This is a genomic window from Natrinema halophilum, from assembly GCF_013402815.2.
GTDB lineage: Archaea > Halobacteriota > Halobacteria > Halobacteriales > Natrialbaceae > Natrinema > Natrinema halophilum.
On record NZ_CP058601.1, the window covers coordinates 925,598 to 946,180 of the forward strand.

Genomic DNA, 20,583 nt, shown 5'->3' on the forward strand with positions numbered 1-20,583 from the left:
ACCCCTTACTCGATACGTTCACCGGCAACCTATTTTAGCGGGCGGATGGCCGGTTACTCGTCCAGATACCGCGCTGGGACGTACGCGAGAACGGGGGACGGCAGGCTCGAGATGAGTCCCCTGCCGAAGAGAACTTCGGCGATTGCGGGGAGGATACGTCGGACGGCGGTATACACGATGGCAACGCCCAACGACGCGACGACGATCCATCGGAGGGTGCCTTCAAGGGTGATCAAAAGCGGGGCGGCAAGCGTTACCGAGAGCATGAGATCCTCGGGCGCTCCGTCGTATCGAACCCACCGGTAGGGTGCGATCCAGCGACCGCGGTAATGGTCGTAGACGGCGCGGTCCGAGGTCGCTTCCCACGGGCGTAACTCGAGACCGCCCCCGAAGATGTCGGTGACGCTGTGAACGGCCGCACCGAGCAGGAAAAACGCCGCCGCAACCGTCAGTAGCGACGGGGTGAGCAGCGCAATCGGCGCGACTGCGACTCCGAGAACCGAGAAGTAAACCGGGTAGTGAAGCGTCTTTCGATGGCCGACGTACATATCCAGGTCGGGGAATACGCCACCAAGAAAGCCGGCAACGAGTGCAGCGCTGCCGAACTCCGGTATCGCAAGTGCGTACGGAAGCGCGAGCAGCAACCCGGTAAACGCGTGAGTCGGAAGCATCATAGTGTCGTATTACAGGGGACGGAATCATTTGAACGCATCGGTCACTCGAATGACTTACGCCGATCGGGATACGACCAGTATCGGAACGTCGACCGTCCGCAACAGGGCTGAGGTCACGCTGCCGAGCACGTGGCGCCCGAGATTAGATCTGCCGTGAGATCCCATGATGATGAGATCGACGTCGCGATCCGCGACGTACTCGCTGATTCCGGCGGCCACACCGTCGAGCGAGCTCGTCCGAACGACATCGGTGGTGACGGCAACTTCGGGCGCCGTCTCACCGATCTCGCCTGCAACCTCGTCGACGGCTTCGCTCCCCACCGCTTCGAGTCGCTCGATGAACTCCGTCTCGAGGCCGCCAGCGCTGAACATCCCACCAGCGTTCTGGATGTCGACGACGTTTAGTACGTCGATAGTCGCACCACAGTGCCGTGCGATCGTCACGGCGGGTTGGGTGGCGGCGTCGGCGTTCTCGCTGCCGTCCGTCGGGATGAGGATTCGAGAGTAGTCGGTTACCGGCGTCGTCGCTCCGTCGCCGTGTGGAACGACCAGAACGGGGATCTCGCTTCGGCTGAGTACCTGCTCCGTGACACCGCCGAGCAGCCGCTTCCCGAGTCCGGTTACCCCCTGTCTGCCGATCACGATCACCGTCGCGTCGCGTTCCGCGGCGAACTCGCGAATCTGTACGCTGGGTTTCCCTTCGGTCAGTTCCGTCGTAATCGGTCGGCCGATGTCAGCCGCGATGGCCTCGATCTCCTCGAGGATCGATTCCCCTCGTTCCCGGAGTCGGGTCTGTTCGTCGGCCGATTTCGCGAGTCTGAGCGACTTCTGTTCGACGACGTGGAGGACATCGACGGTTGCGTCGACGACACTCGCTAGCTCGAGGCCCCGCGTTGCGGCCCGCTTAGATTCCTCGCTTCCATCGACGGGGATCACGATATGGTCGACCATTCGTAAGGCCGATTCGGACCCCGACCTCTTGACTATTTGCGGAGACCCCGGACTACCGGATAGTGTCGCGTGGGTCGAGAGCGTGCAGACGGACGATCGGTTTGGCAACGTCGGCCTGAGATCGACCAAGGGCGATTGATACCGATTCGTTCGATGGAAGAATCCCGCTCGTCGGGGTCACTCGACGACGAGAACCTGGGCCGTCGCCTCGTCAGCGACCTGTTTCGAGACGCTCCCGCGGACGAGGTGGTCTAACTCCCTGTGTCTACCCATCACGATGAGATCGACGTCGTGCTCGGCTGCATATCTCAGAATCGTTTCGCCACGAAGGCCGTGGGTCACGCACTGCTCGATGCGGTCGATCCCGGCCTCTGCCGCGTGTTTACGCACGTACTCGACAGCCTGTTGGCCGATCGTCTCGAGATCCTCGAAGGTTATCCCCGGGGCAATCGCAGCGGAGTTGATCACGTAGATCGTATGCAGGGTCGCGTCTTGCTCGGCCGCGAGATCGATGGCTTCGTCGATCGCTTGCTCGGTGTTCTCGCGCCCGTCGGTCGGAATGAGAATGTCGTGATACATACGAACCTGTTCACCGAGGATTCTGATAAGCCCCTGTGTCGAACGGGGACGCAGATCAGATCAGTTCAAGGCTGACGATCGCGATACACGATGATCTACCGCCAGATAATGGAGTGATGACCGATAGACGGGGAGCCGACGGAGCGCGGTTCAGGGCGATTCAGGCGGTCAACACCGGTCGATTCGCCGAGCGAACGACCCGTTCGGCGGTGCTGCCTATCTTCCGGTCGCGGCTGTGACTCTGGCCCTGATATCCGATCACGATGAGGTCCGCGTCGACTTCGTCCGCTCGAGCGAGGATTTCCTCCCAGGGGCGACCGTGACAGAGACACGTCGACGCCTCGGTCCCGTAATTGTCGGCGGTCTCGGCGAGGTCCGTCAGTAGATCCTGGCCGCGATCCTCGAGATCGTCGAGAACGATTTCCGTGCTGCTCAGTGCCGGTTCGCCGTAGCGAAACGTTTCGACGCAATACAGGAGATCGAGTTGCGCGCCGTACCGGTCGGCAAGCGCCAGCGCGTGTTCGACGGCACGGTTCGCTGGGTCGCTTCCATCCGTGGGAACGAGGATCGTCTCGTACATCATCGGAACAACAACTACCACGCGAAAACAGCGCAAATAGCTTTCACCACGCCGACTGATACGTCCGCATGGAAGGTCGATAGACGAGGCTGCGATGGCACTCTATCGGCAGACCGCCTGCCAGAACTGCTTACGCATCGTTCGGGTTTCGGAGCGCGATCATACCGAGCCCGATCCAGGAGATCACGACGTCGTCGTTGTGCGTGACTCCCTCGAGTCGAGAGTCGACGTACCCCCGCCGGGGATCGCTTTCCGAGACACGCTTGTCTAGAATCTCCGTGCGGATCGAGAGTATATCGCCGGGTTTCACGGGCTGTTTCCAGCGAAGTTCGTCGACACCGCGAGCGCCCATACTGGCTCGTTCCTCTATCGGGCCGTCCACGAGCATCCGCATGCACATCGCCGCGGTATGCCAGCCCGATGCGACCAGTTCACCGAACGCTGACTCTTCAGCAGCGTCCTCGTCGACGTGAAACGGCTGTGGGTCGTACTGTTCGGCAAATTCGATAATCTCTTCTTTCGTGACGTGATACTCACCGTATTCATTGGTTTCTCCGATTTCGATGTCCTCGTAGTAACGCATTGACGAATGATGAACGACGTATCGGCAAGAACCTGTGGACTCAGGCAGGATGGATTGGCGGCGAAGCGATTCGGCTCGACCTCGAGGCGTTCCATCGCCTCGTAGATTCGGCAGATTCTTACATCAGTGATCATGAAGGGAATTTTGGGCCGAAAGCCCGTTAGAGGATGGATTCGATCAGATTAGCGCAGACTGCGGCGACCAATTCGGTAATAGCGGCGGGCGAACGCGACTAGATACCTGAACCCGGTATAGAAGGGGGTGCCGTCAACGGTCTCGCCTATCCGGTATCCGTCGAATGCTACCTCAATAACGACTGGGAAGACGGCGGCCCGACCACCATATATTGGTAAGAATACTGACAATACATCGATTGAGCCGTCGGGGTGGCGTTTCTCGAGCAGGGAAAGCCGAGAAAAATGCTGCCGCGAAGGATCTGTGAGAAGAGTGAAATCGAACCGGCGCGCAAAGGGGTACGATCCCGAAGACGACGTAGACGCCCAGCTCGGGCCGAAGCCGATAGTCGAGAGTACGATGCGGGAAGTTCGCTCCCCCGAACGGTTCGACACGCAGCCAAACAGCGTCGGCTCAACCAAGCCGCCGCAGTACGGAAAGCGTCGGCCCATCGCATATCGCAGTTTTCACTCGCCGCCCGTGCTCGTTCCTTCAAAACACCTATACACCGTCGAATTGGGTTTCAGATATGGACCTCGAGCGACGTTCCGTGCTCGTTACCGGTGGAGCGGGATTTATCGGATCAAACCTGGCGAATCACCTGTCGGAAGCCAACGACGTAACCGTCGTCGACGACTGCTATCTCGGGACGCCCGAGAACCTGGTCGACGACGTCGAGTTCGTCGACGCGAGCGTTTTGGACGACGAGTTACCGACAGATGTCGACGTCGTCTTCCACCTGGCGGCGTTGTCCTCGTACGCGATGCACGAGGACGACCCGACGACAGGCGCCCGCGTGAACGTCGAGGGCTTCGTCAACGTGGTCGAACAGGCTCGTCGTGACGGTTGCGAGACCGTCGTCTACGCCTCGACGTCGTCGATATACGGCAGTCGCACCGAGCCGTCACCGGAGGAAATGGACGTCAGCGTCAATACTGGGTACGAGGCGTCGAAACTCGCTCGGGAACGATACGGCGAATACTTCTCGAACCACTACGACATTACGGCGGCCGGAATGCGGTTTTTCTCCGTCTATCAGGGCTACGGCGGTGCCGAAGAACACAAGGGCGAGTACGCAAACGTGATCGCGCAGTTCGCCGACGACATCGCAGCCGGGGAATCACCCGTACTGTACGGCGACGGCACCCAGACGCGGGACTTCACCCACGTTTCCGATATCGTCCGCGGACTCGAGTTGGCTGCAGCTTTCGAACTCGACGGCATCTACAACCTGGGAACCGGCGAAGCCTTCGACTTCAACACTGTCGTGGCGATGATCAACGACGAACTCGGAACCGATGTGGAGCCGGAATATGTCGATAACCCGATCCCAGAGTCAGTGTACGTCCACGACACCTGCGCAGATGCTTCGAAGATTCGGGACGAAGCCGGCTGGGAACCTCAGATCGACTTCGAAGAGGGCATCCAGCGTGTCTGTGCGCAGTACACCGACGGGTAACGACTCGCAGTAACAACTCGAATTACGGGTCGAAGTCCCCACCAAAATTGGACCTGTGGGGTCTCACACTCGGACAGACGAGCCCAGGCTTTCCGTTGTACGTGCTCCGTTCGAGTGTCCCACTCTGACAGTATCGCCACGCTTTACCCGCTAATCGCGCCACGAGAATTTGGTGGCCCTGCTGGTCTGAACAGCTTCAGGAACCCGTCTCATCTAACGAATACGTACATCATCCACCACTCAGTTACTTAATTAGGTGGTAGTCTTCCTGTATATACGCAATCGGTCTCTCGAGTACTACTCGCGGGTCGAGTCTGTTGGTGACCGCATCGCGGGACGGCACGCGGTACGCCACGTATGTGCTGTACGTACGACTGTGATGAGACTACGGGCCAAACAGCCGAATTGTGGGATCTGCGACGAGACGAATTTCACCGTTCGAAACTATTATGGCCGGCTAAACAGCCAGTTCCGTCGTATGATACTAAAATAATATTATCATGAAAAACGATGGATGAACTGCCGAGTGTGGTTGCAAGGAGTTTTTAGTGTGGCACACTCATTCACGCGATATGCGACTCCACAACAGAGACGTCCGCCAGGACGTTCGCGAACTCGGCGCGTTGCTCGGGGATGTCCTCGAGGAACAGACTTCCCGTCGGGCATTCGAGACGGTCGAGTCGTGTCGCCGGACTGCGATCGACTACCGGTCCGGTGAACTCGAATCTCGGACCCCCCTCATCACGGAACTCGAAGGATTATCTCCCCATCAACAACGGATCGTCGCCCGCGCGTTTACGACATATTTCGAGTTGATCAACCTCGCAGAGGAACGCGAACGGGTCCGGACGATTCGGACGGAATCCCACGAGAAGACACTGGACGATAGTCTCGAGACCGCGGCAGAGGAACTCGCTGAGACCGACGTCGAAACCGTCGAACAGGTACTGGACGACGTTCTGATCGAGCCGACGTTCACCGCCCATCCGACCGAAGCCAGGCGCAAGACGGTCAAATCGAAACTCCGAACGATATCGACGGACATCGAGACGCTCGACGAACGCTTGCTGACCGACAAAGAGGAAAGTCAGGTCTGGCGAGACATCGACGCAGAGGTGACGAGCCTGTGGCAGACGCCACAGGTGCGTAATCGCCAGCCGGAACCCGAAGACGAGGCGCGAAACGTCCAATGGTACCTCGAGAACACGCTGTTCGAGGTCGTCGGCGAAGTGTACGACGAACTCGACGATGCGATCGATGCGGAAATCCCCGGCAACCTCGATATCCCGAAGCTCTTCGAGTTCCGCTCGTGGGCGGGGAGCGACCGCGACGGCAACCCCTACGTAACTCCCGATGTGACCGCAAACACCCTCGAGCGCCAGCGGTCGGTCATCCTCGAACGGTATCGCGAACAGCTCAAGCGCCTCTCCGGGATCTTGAGCCAGGACGGCAGCCGAATCGACGCCGGTTCCACGTTCCACGCCTCGCTCGAGGAGGACCGCGAACGATTACCCGGCAGCGCCCGCACGGCCGAGGAGCGCTACCCCGACGAACCGTACCGACAAAAGCTCAAGCTGATGCGCGAACGGCTCCGTCGCGTCGGCGACGTCCGACCGGGCGGGTATGACGAAGCTGACGACCTCCTCGATGACCTCGCTATCATCGCCGAGAGTCTACGCAAAAACGGGGCCGAAAGCGTCGTCGATGCCCACGTCGATCCGATCCGACGACAGGTCGCGACGTTTGGCTTCTCGCTCGCAAGCCTCGATCTGCGCGATCATCAGCAAAAACACACCGACGCCATTGCCGAGGCCCTCGAGACCGAGGGAATCGACTATTACGACCTCTCGGAGGACGAACGCGTCGAATTCCTTACCGACGCGGTCCTGCAGGACGAACCGGTAATCGATCTCAGCGATACAGCGGATCTCTCGGAGGAATCAGCGCGCGCCCTCGAGTTGTTCGACAGTCTCGCCGACTGGCAGACCGAGTACGGCATCCACGCGATAGACACCTACTGTATCTCGATGACCGAGGAGCCGAGCCACGTCCTCGAGGTCCTGTTCCTGGCCGATCAGGCGGACGTCGTTTCCCTCCCCGAACACGCCGGAATCGACATCGTCCCGCTTTTGGAGACCGAGTACGCCCTCTCGGGAGCTCGTCGCATCATGGGAACGCTGTTCGAGAACGAGGCCTACGCGCAGGCCCTCGAGGCGCGTGGCCGGACCCAGGAGATCATGCTCGGCTACTCGGACTCGAACAAAGAAAACGGCTTCCTCGCAGCAAACTGGTCGCTGTACAAGAACCAGCGGCGGCTGGGTGAGATCTGTGACGACCACGACGTAACGATGCGGTTGTTCCACGGTCGCGGTGGCTCGATTTCGCGAGGCGGTGGGCCGATGAACGAGGCGTTGCTGGCGCTTCCGAACTCGACCGTGACCGGACAGGTCAAGTTCACGGAACAGGGCGAGGCTATCGCCGAGAAGTACGCCAATCCGCGCATCGCCGAGCGCAACATCGAACAGATGCTCAACGCCCAGCTCAGGGCTCGGAAACGCGCGATGGATCAGCCCGAAGAGCAAGTCCACGACGAGTGGATCGACGCGATGGAAACCATGGCCGACGTCGCTCGGCAGGAATACCGCGACCTCCTCGAGAGCGAGGGCTTCGTTCGATACTTCGAACAGGCGACGCCGATTACGGTCATCGAGGACCTCGACCTGGGGTCACGACCGGCCTCTCGGTCTGGTGAGCGCACCGTCGAAGATTTACGGGCGATCCCGTGGGTATTCTCGTGGACGCAGTCGCGGTGCATCCTGCCGGGCTGGTACGCAATCGCAACGGGCATCGAGGCCTATCTGGACGATGGCGGATCACTGGAAACGTTACAAGCGATGTACGACGAATGGCCGTTCTTCCGAACGACGCTCGACAACGCCGCACTTTCTCTGTCGCGAACCGAACTCGAGATCGCCGAGCAATACGCCGACTTGGCCGACTCTGCGCTTCGAGAGCGGTTTTTCCCTCGCCTGTCCGACGAATACGAGCGGGCAGCCGAACTGATTACAGAAATCGGTCAGCGCGAGCGCCTGCACACCCGCGACTGGCTCGGTGAGAATCTCGAACGCAGAAACCCGTACGTCGACCCGTTGAACCTGTTGCAGGTCTATCTCCTCGATCGAACCCACCGGACGGATATCGAGGAACGGACGCTACGGTTGACAGTCAAGGGCATCGCCGCCGGAATGAAAAACACCGGATAGGTGCCGGTTGGGCAGCGCAAGCCCGCCGTCTGTTCGATTCGTCTCTCGAGACGACAGTATCGTCGGCCGATTTCGGACGCGAACCGATCACAGGGGGCACGAAGAATCGAAACGGGTAAAAACGTCTCTCGAGTAGAAGTGGATGAGCCGAGATAGCCTAGCCCGGCCAAGGCGGCAGATTCGAAATCTGCTGTCCTCACGGACTCGGGAGTTCAAATCTCCCTCTCGGCGCTTCTCATCGGTACAAATCGACGAGTGGTACGTTCGCCTCCCGGCACCGATCGGCACAACGGTACGAGAGTTGCGTCGACCCCGAGCAGAGCGGTACTACCCCATCACTCGCAAGGGCGGCAACTATGCTCATTCTTGTGGTACAGATTGTGACACGAGAAACCGATGTACGTGATTTCATATCTGCCGATTCGAGAGAGGTGGGTGCGATGAGTTTCGACGACATCGAGGGGGATCCAACCGAGAGTGAGGAACCGTTCCATCCGCTCGGGGAGGAGTGGCAAGACAACCTCGAGGATCTGCTCGACGACACGGAATACGATACAGAACTCGGGATGAAGATGGGGAGAGACGCCATGCGGGTCACCAAGGGGGAGCTCTCGGAGGAAGAATTTCACGAGGAGTATCACGAGGAGGTGATAGAGGAGTTCGGCGAGGACGAACGGCCGATCGCGAGTCCGGACGATGCCGACGACGAGGAGTCAGGATCGCTGCTCTCGGCGTTCAGTGGCAAGGAATCACGCCGCGAGATGCTCAAGAAGAGTGCTGCCGGTGCCGGATTCGCAAGTCTCGGTTGGGGTGCAGTCGATCAGCAGGAACCGGAATCGGAACCTGCCGTCGAGGAACCGGGGGAAGTCCAACCCGACGAGGAGGCGACCCAGTGGGGGATGACGATCGATCTGGAGCACTGTGACGGCTGTCTATCCTGCGTCGTCGCCTGCAACGAGGAACACAACTGGGATCAGGGGGCCAACTGGATGTACGTCCTCGCGTTCGAGGACGGCCAGGTCGAGTCGCCAGAACCGGACACCGAAAACGCAAGCGTCCACGATTTCAACTACCTCGTCCGCCCGTGCCAGCACTGCACGGACGCCCCGTGCGAAAAGGTTTGCCCGACGACGGCTCGACACACGCGCGACGAAGGGGGGCTGGTGCTGACCGACTACGACGTTTGTATCGGCTGTCGGTATTGTCAGGTCGCCTGCCCGTATGGTGTCAACTATTTCCAGTGGGATGAGCCGAACGTCGACGATGAGGAGATCGGTCCGGAGATGATGTACGATCAGCGCGATCGCTGGGTCAGCAGCCGCGCACCCCGCGGCGTCATGTCGAAGTGCGTCTTCGATCCGCCCCGCCAGGACGGCAACGTAGGCGACGAACTGGTCGGCACGACCGCCTGCGAAATGGCCTGTCCACCGAACGTGATCCAGTTCGGCAACAAGAACAACCCCGCGAGCGATCCGGAGCGCTACAGGGAGAACCCTGCTCGAACGCGAACGATCATCAACGTGTACACGGCGCTCCCATCGCCGGATTCAGTTTCGTCATCGCTCCAGGGCGTCGACCCGAATCTGGACGCCATCGTCGAAGCCGTCGACGAATTCACCGTCGAATTGATCGCGCTCGCGGAAGCGGTCCGGCTCACCCGCGTAGATTACGAGGAGGAGGCGTCGCCGGGAGACACCCTCCCGGACAAGGAGCAGACGATACTCGACGTCGTCAGCGCCATCGAGAGCACGGGTATCGATCTCGGAAGCCAGCAAACGCTTAGACAGCTCGGGCTGTTGGTCGAGCAGTTCCAGGGACCGAGCCAAGACGTGGTGGTCTCCACGCGGGAGGACGTCGCTCAGGAACTGTTCGAGGACTACGTCGACGCGCCCGAAAACGAGTTCGAGTTGCTCGGAGACATCGGAACGAACCCAAACGTCGACTATCTCGGACACGAACCGGGTCCCGAAGCCCATCAGGTCCCCGGGCCGACTTCGTACGAAGAAGTCGGGATGCTCAACGTGCGACAGAAGGCTCTCGACGACGAAACCGTCGGCCTCTTCGATCGCGACACGGACCTTGGCGTCGGCGAGGAGTCGGGTTCCTCCCACTAGCGCCGTACGCTTCCTCCTTGCGTCCGATATCTTCCAAACTTCAATATTCGAAGGTAACCGTGCGTAGCGTGGTGAGCACAGCGGGGCGATTCACACGTCGAAGCCGAAGTTGAAGTCGCCCTCCCACTGACGACGCTGGCCTCGAAATCGAGTGTCCCCGCCGTGGCGGTTGCCGACCCATAGTACCCTCGAGAGCGTGGTATCGGAGTCGCTCATCACGAGTCCGCCGAAGCGCGAGCAAGTAACGTTGTGACTCTCGCCGCTTTCGTCGAAGCGGAGGCTGGCACCGTCGGTGTCGATCGTACAACTGTCGAGCGAGAGCCGATCGATAGCGTCGTCCCCGTTCGTGACGAAGACGCCGTGTCGATCCATCGGTGATTGTGACGCGATGTGGAAATCACAGTTGCTGAAGGTGACGTTCGACGATTGAACGTAGACCGCGTAATCGGATATCGTCGGCTCCGAACGATCGGTGATCGTACACCCTTCGAAGATGGTCGGCGCAGCGTCGTTATCGTCCACTCGAATCGCACGGCCGTCCGTCCCGCCGTCGTTTATGTGTACGTCGGTCAGTCGGGCTGGACCGTCCTGAGTCAATCGAATGATTTCGGTGTTCTTCCTGATCTGGTTGTTTACCAGCACCTGCGAGACCAGTTGGCCGCCGCCGTTCTCGAGCCAGAGACCGGACCACGGATACCCGGGGTGGTCGGTCATGGTAATCTGGCAGTTCCGTACGTGGTCGTTCGGACCGATTCGGATCCCTGCCCCGGCACAATTTTGCACGTGACAGCCCGTAACGATGTTCTGACCGTCGTCGCCCGAGACGTATATTCCGTTATCGATGTAGTCGGATACCTGACATCCCTCCCAGTAGTTCGTGCCGTGATTGTAGGTGTCCGAACTGAAGGGGATCGCGTGGCCGACGTGGGTCGACCGGTCGTACTTCGTATCACCATTGTTGAGGTTACAGCCCCTGATGATATTGGTCGTGAAGGAGCGAACCCCGTCGACAAGGATCGTGTGTCGGTCGCCTCCGTATGCGCTGTTGTACTTATCTCGTCGGCCTCGCATGGAGACGTTCTCCATATGTCCGTACTTGTACGTGTACCAGCGAGCGATCCCGGCGTCGTAGTCGCCCCGAATGTCGACCTGTAGGTCGCACATGATCGTCCGCTGAGCGTGGGGGAGTGATGCGTCCAGCGTTCCAACGGTCATCAGCCGGTCGACGTCCTGGTCTGTTACTTTGAGCGTCGCGAACGGACACCCGACGAGTTCGAAGTATTCGTGGGCCTCGAGGTGGATGTTGTCCGTCTCGACGTACCACGTTCCGGGCGGGACCTCGTACCGGTGGTTTCGCTCCGTCGGTTTGAACGACGAGTAGTGGTCCTCGATCGCGGCCAGCAGGTCGTCTTGCTCGGGTTCGATACCGAGGTCTTCGCGGACGTCGACTATGTTCGGGTTCGTATCGGCATCGATCCGAACGATGTCGTCGCCCGCTTCGGTCGCCGACAGCGAGTTATCGAAATCGAGGTGTGCAACGGTAGCGTCGATCATCGTTCCCGAGTCGCTCACGGAAATCCCGTTCGCAGCCATGCCGGTTTGTGCTGTGGCCGCGCCAGAAGCGGTCGTCCCAGCCACACCGGCGAGGGCACCACCGATGCCCAGGGACCCGAGCAAACGGACGTACGATCGTCGTGTGGTATCACCGGCGCTGGTCGATTGGTCGGACTGGTTGTCATCTTTCATCGCAGACAAACATTCCGAATCTTCGTAGATTTGTTATAGGTGATTTACCGACGTTTGAGGACCCGTGGACGGTTATCTTCCTGTTTCGTCCCTGCAACCATCACACCACCGACAGCTAGGGACTCACACACTGTATCCGGCGGTCACCGCCGCAGTCACGGAGAAATTGCCACCTAGATTTCGTTTGGCAGCGCAATCTCAACGGTAAGGGGGAGCTGATCGACGGCAAAATCGTTCCTATAGAACGGTCCAGGTGTACTCAGTCGATGTGAAGCGAACTCTGGGAACGGTCACCGACGAGTGGGGGTACGGTCCCGTTTGCGGGTTCGTCCGCCGGCAGTTCGCGCCCGTTCCATTCGTCGCCAGCCAGCGGCCGCAACGCGTCGGGAATCGGTCACCGAATCGATTTCGAGAATCGTTTACCGACCTGGATCGGCGGCCGATATCAATCGTCTGCGGGGGTCAGCGGCTGCTCGTCAGCAGCGAGCAGTCGATCGAGAGCGTCGACCATCGCCTTGACGCTCGCACGGGTGATGTCGGCCTCGCTGCAAGCCACCGTTACCGAACGGTCGTTTCGGGCCATGGTGACCTCGACGGTGACGACCGCGTCAGTACCGCCGGTAACCGCATCGACGTGGTACGACTCGAGTTCGGCGTTCGCCATCGAGCCAAGGGCTTCGCGGACCGCGGATACGGCAGCGTCGACGGGTCCGGAGCCGGTGCCGCTGGCGACGCGCTCCTCGCCGTCGACGTCGAGCCTGACGCTCGCGGTTGGGACGGCACCGCCGCTGGTGGCGGTCAGATCGAGCAGTTCGACGACGCGGTCGCGGTCATCGCCGGTGACGTCCTCGGCGACGGCCAGCAAGTCGGCATCGGTGACGCGGCGGCCGCGATCGCCGAGTTCGGTCACTCGAGTCGCTATCTCGGCGATTTCGTCGTCGGTGGCTTCGATGCCGTGCTCATCGAGGGCGGCCTCGACGCCGGCGCGGCCGGTGTGTTTGCCGAGTGCGAGTCTGCGCTCGCGTCCCACAGTCTCGGGCGCGTACGGCTCGTACATCTTGTCGTCTTTCAGCGTTCCGTCGGTATGGATACCGCTCTCGTGGGTGAACGCGTTCTCACCGATGACGGCTTTGTTCGGCGGGAGCTGGACGCCCGTCGACCGAGAGACGATCTGGGCGAGATCGTATAGCTCCTCGAGTTCGAGCGTCTCGACGCCGTAGACGTGCGACAGCGAGATCGCGACTTCCTCGAGGGCGACGTTGCCCGCGCGTTCGCCGAGCCCGTTGACCGTGCAGTGTACGAGGTCGGCACCGGCCGAGACGGCCGCGAGGGCGTTGGTGACGCCCAGACCGAGGTCGTCGTGGGTGTGCGCACCGACCGGGCCGATCTCGGCGAGGCGAGACACGGCCTCGTGCGTGCGTTCCGGCCCGGCGTGGCCGACCGTATCGGCGAAACAGAACCGGTCAGCACCCGCATCGAGTGACGCTTCTGCCAGCTGTTCGAGATAGTCGAGATCGGCTCGCGAACCGTCCTCACCGAGGGCCTCGACCCAGAGGCCGTGATCCTTGGCGTAGGAGACGATTTCGGCGGTCTTCTCGAGGTTTTCTTCGCGGGAGATGCCGACCTTGCGTTCGACGTGACGGTCGCTCGACGGGACGACGATGAGTACGCCGTCGACGTTACAGTCGAGTGCGAGGTCGACGTCGCTTTTCATTCCGCGACAGAAACTGGTGACCCGAGCGTCGAGATCGAGGTCGGTTACTCGGGAAATGGCCTGTCGCTCACCCGCGCCGGTACAGGCACTTCCTGCTTCGATCACGGAGACGCCGGCCCGTTCGAGCGAGCGAGCGATCTCGACCTTTTCGTCCGGTGAGAGCGAAACACCTGGTGCTTGCTCGCCGTCGCGAAGCGTCGTGTCGAGAAGGCGTACTGTACGGTCCGATGCGATCGTCTGTTCGGTGGAGTGAGTTACAGGCAAGAGTGATGAATTGCGATTACTGCAGTTACGTTCGTCGGAGAATTTCGCGCCCAGCCGGGTTGCCCCGACTTCCTCTATCCTCATCGGATGGCGTATTGCGTGCCATTGTATCTCGCTATATCGAAGTACGCTGTCTTAAAGCCGCCGGTTCCGAACAACGCACGTCGGGGGCATCCCAGGTCGGTATGTGTCCGAGCCCGACGTCTGCAGGTCAAACCGGCGACGAAGAAACGCCTCTCGTACTATAGTAGTCGTTGAAGCGATTCACCCACCGCTCGCACTGCTGCGGCCAGCGAGCACTCGCTGGCCGCGAATTCGAGAGCGGGGTGTGCAATGACTTTCATCGACTACTATACCGGTCCGACTTGCCGAAGCAGGACCGCTCAGCCCCACCGGTCCGACGAACTCAGAGCAACGCCACGGCGACGATACTCGCCGACGAGACGACGTTGAGCAGCACGTGCGTCACCGTGCTACTTGCAGTTCCCCATCGGTGACGAACGACGCCAAAGAGCAATCCGAGCGTCAGCAGCGTCGTCAGACGACCCACAGACAGATCGACGACCACGTGTTTGAGCGCGAACAGGATCGCGGTCACACTGATACCGACCGCACTACCCCACTCGTCGACCAGTTCTGTCTGAACGATCCCCCGCCAGACCTGCTCCTCCGCGATCGGGGCGAGGACCCCGTTCCCGACGAGAAAGAGAAACGCCAGTGTAGTGTTGGCCTCAAATGCTGCCGTCAGTCCCTCGCCGACGGCTGCACCGGTTTCATCGAGACCGAACAGCGCCGCGTCGATCTGTGAGGCACCAGCTAACAGTCCGATTCCGACGATCCCCGCGAAGACTCCCAGTCCGAGGTTTCGCGGTGCCCAGTCCCATCCCCACGTCTCCCGGTTCTGTCCGTGCTCGAGTGCGTACCAGCTGAGCACCCCCGCGATAAGCGGTAATCCGATCGCGAGCACGAGATAGTCCACCACTAGCGGATCGAACCCGGCCGTCACGGCAACACTGACAAGCCCCCGTCGAAGCGCGAACTCGAGAACGATCCATCCAGCGACGACGACCGCGGCGACGGTGACCGGTTTCGATCGACTCATACGCTATCGTCACGCCAATGCCGAATTTATTTTTTAATATATATGATGGAATACAAATTCATTCAGAATTCCGTGTCGACCGTCCCCTGACCGGACCCGGTGAATCGGGTCGGTTCGATTCGATCTCAGTCGCTTTCGAGAACGAGCCGATCCCCGGGATCGACGACATCGGCAGCGCCAGCCGGAAGTTCGACGATCAGGTCGGCTCGTTCGCGGGCGAAGCTCCGCCACGGGTGGAGTCGCTCGATGCGCTGGACGACGCCGTCGACCACCCAGACGGCATCGATCGGAAAGAAAACGAACAGCATGTGGAGGTCGCGGGGCTTTGCTGATCCAAACGTGAAGGCAAGCGCGTAGTCGTCCGGCACCGATCGGCGGAACATGAGCCCGCGTGCCTGACTTACGATCGAATCCGCAACGTCGACTTCCCTCGCCAGAACGGTGGCTCCCCCGTCGAATCGAGAATCGTCGGCCACCGGCTCGCAGACGAGTCGCACGCGACCGAATCCGCAGGCAGTAGGCAAAAACCTTCTCGCCGGTCTCCTGGCCCATCGCCGCTCGAGGCTCCGTCGCGTCTTTTGTTCCGTCCGCGTGGTTCGTCATCCGAACGCCACCGATCCCCTCCGAGAGCCCTCTTTCGGCATCGACATTCGGCTGGCAGATCGGACGAGCGCCTCGTGGGTAGCATCACGCGTCGAAAACGGACCGTTCGTCCGTCGCAGCGGTTTCGTGGCGCTCCGCCGATTCGGGAGTATCCACTGGTTTTGTCGGCTACTCCCCGAACGAGAACGCATCACCGCCGATGTCCGTCTCGTCCGATTCGTCATCGTGGTCAGACTGGGCGACCCCCTCGCCAAATCCGGACTCCGTCGCCGCCGTGAGCGATTCGGCAACTGCAGTCTCCGCGTCCGTATCCGTCTCGAATCGAGCGAGCGCCTCCGAGAGCGTTACAGCTTGCTGGGAGAGGTTGCCCGCCGATTCGGATACCGCTGTCAACGCGGACGTCTGTTCTTCGGCCGATGCAGCGACGGTCTCGGCTTCGGCCGTCGTCTCTTCGGCGATCGTTGCGACCTCGTCGACCATCGCAACGACTTCCTGCGTCGATTCTGCCTGCTCCTTCGTCGCGGTCGAGATCGATTGAATGCCGTTGTTGGTCTCCTGAGCATACTCGGATATCTCTTCGAGCGAGGAGACCGTGTTGGTAACGAGGTCGTGGACGCGTTCGATCTCTCGGCTCGTGTGACTGACCTCTTCTGCCGACCGCTCGGTCTGATTCTGAATCCGATCGAGTCGACCCCCGATCTCTTCGGTGGTGTCTTTGACGTCCTGGGAGAGGTCCTTGACTTCGGCCGCGACCGCTGCGAATCCCCCATCGTCCTCGGCCGGTGCGGATCTCGACGCCTCGATGTTGGCGTTGAGGGCGAGCATGTTCGTTTGCTCGGCGATTTCCGCGATGCGTTCGGTCAGATCGTCGATCTGTCTGACCTCGGTACGGAGTTGCTCGAACTCCTCGACGACAGCGTCCCGTTCCGTTTCGAGGTTACGACAGGCATCGATAGCCTTCTGAGCCGCATCGTGTCCTTCGCGACTGGTTCGGGCAGTTCGTTCAGCAACGTCGGCGACGTCGTTGGAGGTGGCGGCGATCTCTTCGGTTGTCGTCGAGAGGTTGTTCATCTCCACGTCAACTGACCGCAACGATTCGTATTGATCGTCCGCGCCGTTCGAAATCTCCTGGATCGACTCGCTGACCTGTTCGCTCGCAGTTTTGACTTCTTCGCTCGAGGCGGTGACCTCTTCGCTGGCTGTCGCGACGTCGGTGGCGAATCGATTGATGCGCTCGACAGTCCCCTCGAGTTCGCCGAGCATCTCGTTGAAGTCGGCCGCGATGGCTTGCATAGTGTCGTTGTCCGACGTCTCCGGATCCATCCGAACGGTAAGATCGCCATCGGCAGCCTTCCCCATCACGTCGCCGTACGCCGCCGCAGCCTGCTGGAGGGCGTCATTGATCTCCTGGACGCGTTCGCGTTCACGTTCGGCTTCCGATCGCGCCGCTTCGGCTTCGGTGATTTTTCGTTTTAACTCGTCGCGCATCGAGGCGAAACCGTCGTACAGCCGGCCGATGTTGTCGATTCGCGCGGTCTCGACCTCGACATCGAGGTTCCCGCGCTCCATCTCACCGACCGCTTTCGTCAGTCGATCTATCGAAATCGCCGTATTTCTGCCGAGCCAGGCACCGAACAGGCCGATCAGAAGCACGGCACCGATCGTGACCGCCGTCCCGAACCGGTTGACCGTGTTGACGAACCCGAGCGCCTCCGATTCGGTCGTATGGACGAGGACGATCGACCCATCCGCAGTCTCGTGGTAGCCGACGACGTAGCCGTCGGGTGCGAAGGTGTACGGTTTCTGCCGGAGCGTTTCACTCGGTCGAGTGTTGATCCTCGTCGCGTCCGGTGCATCCATGCGTGCTTTTTTGAGGAGCCCGCTGCGATCCTCGTAGGATTCGAAGAACGTCACCGCCTCTTTCCCATCCTCGTAGCCGAGATACGCGTCGTCGCCGACGATCCGCCCCTTTTCGTCGACGATCGTTACGACGGTATCAGAATCCGTACTCGAGAGGACGTCCGTCGAGCGTGTGGCGAGATTGAACGTGATCACGAGCGCTCGGTCGTCGTTCTCGTCGCCGACGCCGATGTAGTACGAGACGACCGGACGGACGTCGAATGCGATTCCCGTCTCGTCGGGCATCGCGTACGGATCAGTTCGCTGCACGTCGAAGTACGAGACGTCGTCGTGGAGGTCGCTCGCGTTCGGATACTGCAGCGCCTGCAGCGACGCGGCGTCGGTGTTGACACCTCTGATGATTTCACCGGACGCGGTGTCGACGTACATCGCATTCATCTTCGAATCGGGTAATTCCTGATACGTATCGCGGATGTACGTCTCTATCTCAGCTTCGTCGCTAGAATTGAAGACGGGCGCGCCGGACGACGATGCGACGATTTGTGCGTTTCGTTGGTGCCACTTGTCGAGTGCCTGTGCCTCTCGAACTGCTGCATCCTCTTGATCGTCGAGTACGGTCGATTCGACGCTGTTTGTGAGTGCCGCGGTTGCTACGAGACCTAGCGATCCGACGATGACCCCCAAGGCCAGCAACACGATTCCGAACTTCAGCGCATATCTCTCTCGTATGGACGTTGGTACCACCTGTCGCAGTCTCCCCACCATACTACATGACTGAAATCGTACTTCTTATCTCTTACGAATTATCACATCACACATTATATCCAAGCTGGTTCGCTGACCCGTCGCCCTCACAGCATTCAAATCCGTTCGACTCCAATCCGGAACCCGGGCATGGAGAAAACGCCACGTGGAACCTCGGTCGGCGTCGACGACCCCTACGAGTTCGCGGGCGTCTGTGACTATCTAACCGGGGACGGCCGGTGTCGATACGCCTTCGATCACTACGAACACGACCCCGAGTTCGCCCGAGAGCGCGCAACCGACGACTACGAGTGTCCCGTCGTCGACCCCGAATCAGACTGGTCGTGGGCCGATTGCCCGCATTTCCGTTCGCGAAACCGCGACCGCGAGTGCGTCCGCTGCGGTCTCGAGGAAAAACGAATAGCTCACGACGACGAACGCCCGCTTCTCGAGGAACACCACCTCTCGTACGCGCGAGACGGCGACACGCTCTCCCACGAGATCACGATCTACCTCTGTCGGTGGTGCCACGCCAACGTCCACAACTCGTGGGCGCGAATCACCGACGATGTCGCACCCGATCCGGAAGCGATCGCGGCCCTCGAGGAGCGCCGCGGTCGCGAGCAATCGGAACTCGGATTCGAGTCCGCCGCGGATCGATACGAGACGGACGAATAGGGGTCGGGACAGGACCGGCTCGAGACGCTACATCGACGGAGAAGCCGAGACTGATCCGAAAGAGAGAACAGGGCGAGGAGACGGATACGACCGACCGATAAACCGGTTTCTCAGCCCTACGCGAGTTTTCGCAGCAGGCCGTAGACCGCGTCGCGCAATCGATCGGGAAGGTAGCGAGCGTAGAGGCCGTACTGTGCCAACGGCCCAACTGGGTACCGCGCCGGCGGATCGGGACTGGTCGCGGCCTCGAGGATCGCCTCGGCCACGTCTTCGGGTTCGGATGCGAACGGACCGCCGGCCCCACTGCCGATCAATTCGGCTTCGTCGTACAGATCGTACAGCGACTCGTAGGCTGGCGTGCGTTCGTCTTCGGGGAGTTCGTCGTCGGCTCGATCCGAGAAATTCGTCTCGACCGGCCCCGGTTCGATCACGACCACGTCGATGTCGAACTCGTCGACCTCGGCTCGAAGGGAGTCGCTCATCGCCTCGAGGGCGTGTTTCGAGCCGGCGTAAGCGCCCGCACCGGGGACGGAAATTCGACCGATAACGCTCGAGACGTTGATGATCCGTCCCGCTCCCTGTGCGCGCATGTGTGGTACGGCGGCGCGAGTGAGCCGGTGTGGACCGTACACGTTGACGTCGAACTGTCGGTGGAGATCGACCGTCGAGATGTCCTCGAGCGGCCCCATCTGGGCGTAGCCGGCGTTGTTGACGACGCAGTCGATCGCACCCGCGATATCGACGGTCTCCTCGACGGCTCGTGCCACTCCATCGGGCTCGGTGACGTCCAGCGCGAGCGTCTCGCAGCCTGCTTCCTCGAGGGGTTCGATGTCGTCGACGTTGCGCGCAGTCGCGAAGACCTGCCACTCCTCGTCGAGGAAGGCTCGAGCGGTCGCGCGCCCGATTCCCGACGAGCAGCCGGTGATGAGGACCGATTTCTTGCGCGTGTATCGGTCCGCATCGCTCCTGCTCGCCGTCTCGCGACCGCGGTCGTCCTCGACGACGGTTCCGTTCGGCCCGTCATCGGCTGTCCTGTCGACGTCCTCAGCGGTGGCCATACGTGACCGGTTCGAGAGACGATACCTAAGTATCGACGGTTTGTCGCTCTGATCGTAAGTAACGGTTCGGATACCTACTCTGCTCTCGCGACGAACTCGTTCGAGTCGGCACCGATCCTGAAAGCCCCCGGCTGGCTCGAGTCCCAGGGCTCGCTGCGCGTCTCGGTCACTCGCGTCGCTCGTCCCCTGTGGTGCTTGCGTCGCCCGGGTTCCTCGAGCTACCCGGCCCCTTTCATTCCCGCCCGCCACGGGCGGTCGGCCGGCATGCTGTGGATGGCGGCTGGTCAGCGAGCCATGGACGGCGGGTGGTCGAGCGTCTGTGGCCGGCGGGTGGTCGAGCGTCTGTGGCCGGCGGGTGGTCGAGCGTCTGTGGCCGGCGGATGGTCGGTAGGCTGTGGCCGGCGGGTGGTCGGCAGGCTGTGGCCGGCGGATGGTCG

General features: G+C 60.9%; 15 protein-coding genes and 1 tRNA gene. 5 read left to right on the forward strand and 11 right to left on the reverse strand.

Translation table 11 applies throughout. The features are described from left to right. Nucleotides 1-53: 53 nt before the first annotated feature. From HYG82_RS25265 to HYG82_RS25285, 5 genes are all read right to left on the reverse strand, one after another. Complete coding sequence (locus tag HYG82_RS25265) at nucleotides 54-674, reverse strand: metal-dependent hydrolase (protein ID WP_179259881.1); 621 nt, start codon at nucleotides 672-674, stop codon at nucleotides 54-56. 54 nt (nucleotides 675-728) lie between these two features. Then, complete coding sequence (locus tag HYG82_RS25270; protein ID WP_179259882.1) at nucleotides 729-1,625, reverse strand: universal stress protein; 897 nt, start codon at nucleotides 1,623-1,625, stop codon at nucleotides 729-731. 177 nt (nucleotides 1,626-1,802) lie between these two features. Further along, a complete protein-coding gene (locus HYG82_RS25275) occupies nucleotides 1,803-2,204 on the reverse strand; it encodes a universal stress protein (protein WP_179259883.1) in 402 nt (133 codons plus the stop codon). Between the two features lie 160 nt (nucleotides 2,205-2,364). Next, nucleotides 2,365-2,784 carry a universal stress protein gene (locus HYG82_RS25280; RefSeq protein ID WP_179264355.1) on the reverse strand — a complete coding sequence of 140 codons (420 nt, stop codon included), beginning with the start codon at nucleotides 2,782-2,784 and terminating at the stop codon, nucleotides 2,365-2,367. 130 nt (nucleotides 2,785-2,914) lie between these two features. Next, nucleotides 2,915-3,367, reverse strand: coding sequence for a MaoC family dehydratase (locus HYG82_RS25285; RefSeq protein WP_179259884.1), 453 nt, complete (start codon nucleotides 3,365-3,367; stop codon nucleotides 2,915-2,917). 703 nt (nucleotides 3,368-4,070) lie between these two features. Between HYG82_RS25285 and HYG82_RS25290 the strand changes: the two genes are divergently transcribed. From HYG82_RS25290 to HYG82_RS25305, 4 genes are all read left to right on the forward strand, one after another. After that, entirely contained in the window at nucleotides 4,071-5,000 is a 930-nt protein-coding gene (locus tag HYG82_RS25290) for an NAD-dependent epimerase/dehydratase family protein (protein WP_179259885.1), read from the forward strand. A gap of 572 nt (nucleotides 5,001-5,572) precedes the next feature. After that, nucleotides 5,573-8,263, forward strand: coding sequence for a phosphoenolpyruvate carboxylase (gene ppc, locus HYG82_RS25295; RefSeq protein ID WP_179259886.1), 2,691 nt, complete (start codon nucleotides 5,573-5,575; stop codon nucleotides 8,261-8,263). Nucleotides 8,264-8,409: 146 nt separating this feature from the next. After that, a tRNA-Ser gene (locus HYG82_RS25300) sits at nucleotides 8,410-8,494 on the forward strand. Nucleotides 8,495-8,703: 209 nt separating this feature from the next. Next, on the forward strand, nucleotides 8,704-10,377 hold the full coding sequence (locus HYG82_RS25305) for a 4Fe-4S ferredoxin N-terminal domain-containing protein (RefSeq protein WP_179259887.1): 1,674 nt from the start codon (nucleotides 8,704-8,706) through the stop codon (nucleotides 10,375-10,377). Nucleotides 10,378-10,467: 90 nt separating this feature from the next. Here HYG82_RS25305 and HYG82_RS25310 read toward each other — a convergent pair whose 3' ends face one another. The 5 genes from HYG82_RS25310 to HYG82_RS25330 all read right to left on the reverse strand — a co-directional run bounded on the left by HYG82_RS25310 (nucleotide 10,468) and on the right by HYG82_RS25330 (nucleotide 18,431). Further along, nucleotides 10,468-12,123 (reverse strand): right-handed parallel beta-helix repeat-containing protein, encoded by a 1,656-nt coding sequence (locus HYG82_RS25310; RefSeq protein WP_179259888.1) that lies wholly within the window; start codon nucleotides 12,121-12,123, stop codon nucleotides 10,468-10,470. Between the two features lie 445 nt (nucleotides 12,124-12,568). Continuing rightward, on the reverse strand, nucleotides 12,569-14,101 hold the full coding sequence (locus tag HYG82_RS25315) for a (R)-citramalate synthase (protein WP_235217889.1): 1,533 nt from the start codon (nucleotides 14,099-14,101) through the stop codon (nucleotides 12,569-12,571). Between the two features lie 406 nt (nucleotides 14,102-14,507). After that, complete coding sequence (locus HYG82_RS25320; protein WP_179259890.1) at nucleotides 14,508-15,203, reverse strand: CPBP family intramembrane glutamic endopeptidase; 696 nt, start codon at nucleotides 15,201-15,203, stop codon at nucleotides 14,508-14,510. A gap of 125 nt (nucleotides 15,204-15,328) precedes the next feature. Further along, complete coding sequence (locus tag HYG82_RS25325) at nucleotides 15,329-15,700, reverse strand: DUF192 domain-containing protein (RefSeq protein ID WP_179259891.1); 372 nt, start codon at nucleotides 15,698-15,700, stop codon at nucleotides 15,329-15,331. Between the two features lie 274 nt (nucleotides 15,701-15,974). Next, the gene (locus HYG82_RS25330) at nucleotides 15,975-18,431 is read right to left on the reverse strand and encodes a methyl-accepting chemotaxis protein (RefSeq protein ID WP_179259892.1); all 2,457 of its coding nucleotides are present in this window, start codon (nucleotides 18,429-18,431) and stop codon (nucleotides 15,975-15,977) included. A gap of 129 nt (nucleotides 18,432-18,560) precedes the next feature. On the opposite strand from HYG82_RS25330, the gene HYG82_RS25335 reads away from it, so the two are divergent. Next, nucleotides 18,561-19,088 carry a DUF7097 family protein gene (locus HYG82_RS25335; RefSeq protein WP_179259893.1) on the forward strand — a complete coding sequence of 176 codons (528 nt, stop codon included), beginning with the start codon at nucleotides 18,561-18,563 and terminating at the stop codon, nucleotides 19,086-19,088. A gap of 116 nt (nucleotides 19,089-19,204) precedes the next feature. On the opposite strand, the gene HYG82_RS25340 is transcribed toward HYG82_RS25335, so the two are convergent. Further along, complete coding sequence (locus HYG82_RS25340; protein ID WP_179259894.1) at nucleotides 19,205-20,146, reverse strand: SDR family oxidoreductase; 942 nt, start codon at nucleotides 20,144-20,146, stop codon at nucleotides 19,205-19,207. Nucleotides 20,147-20,583: the final 437 nt, after the last annotated feature.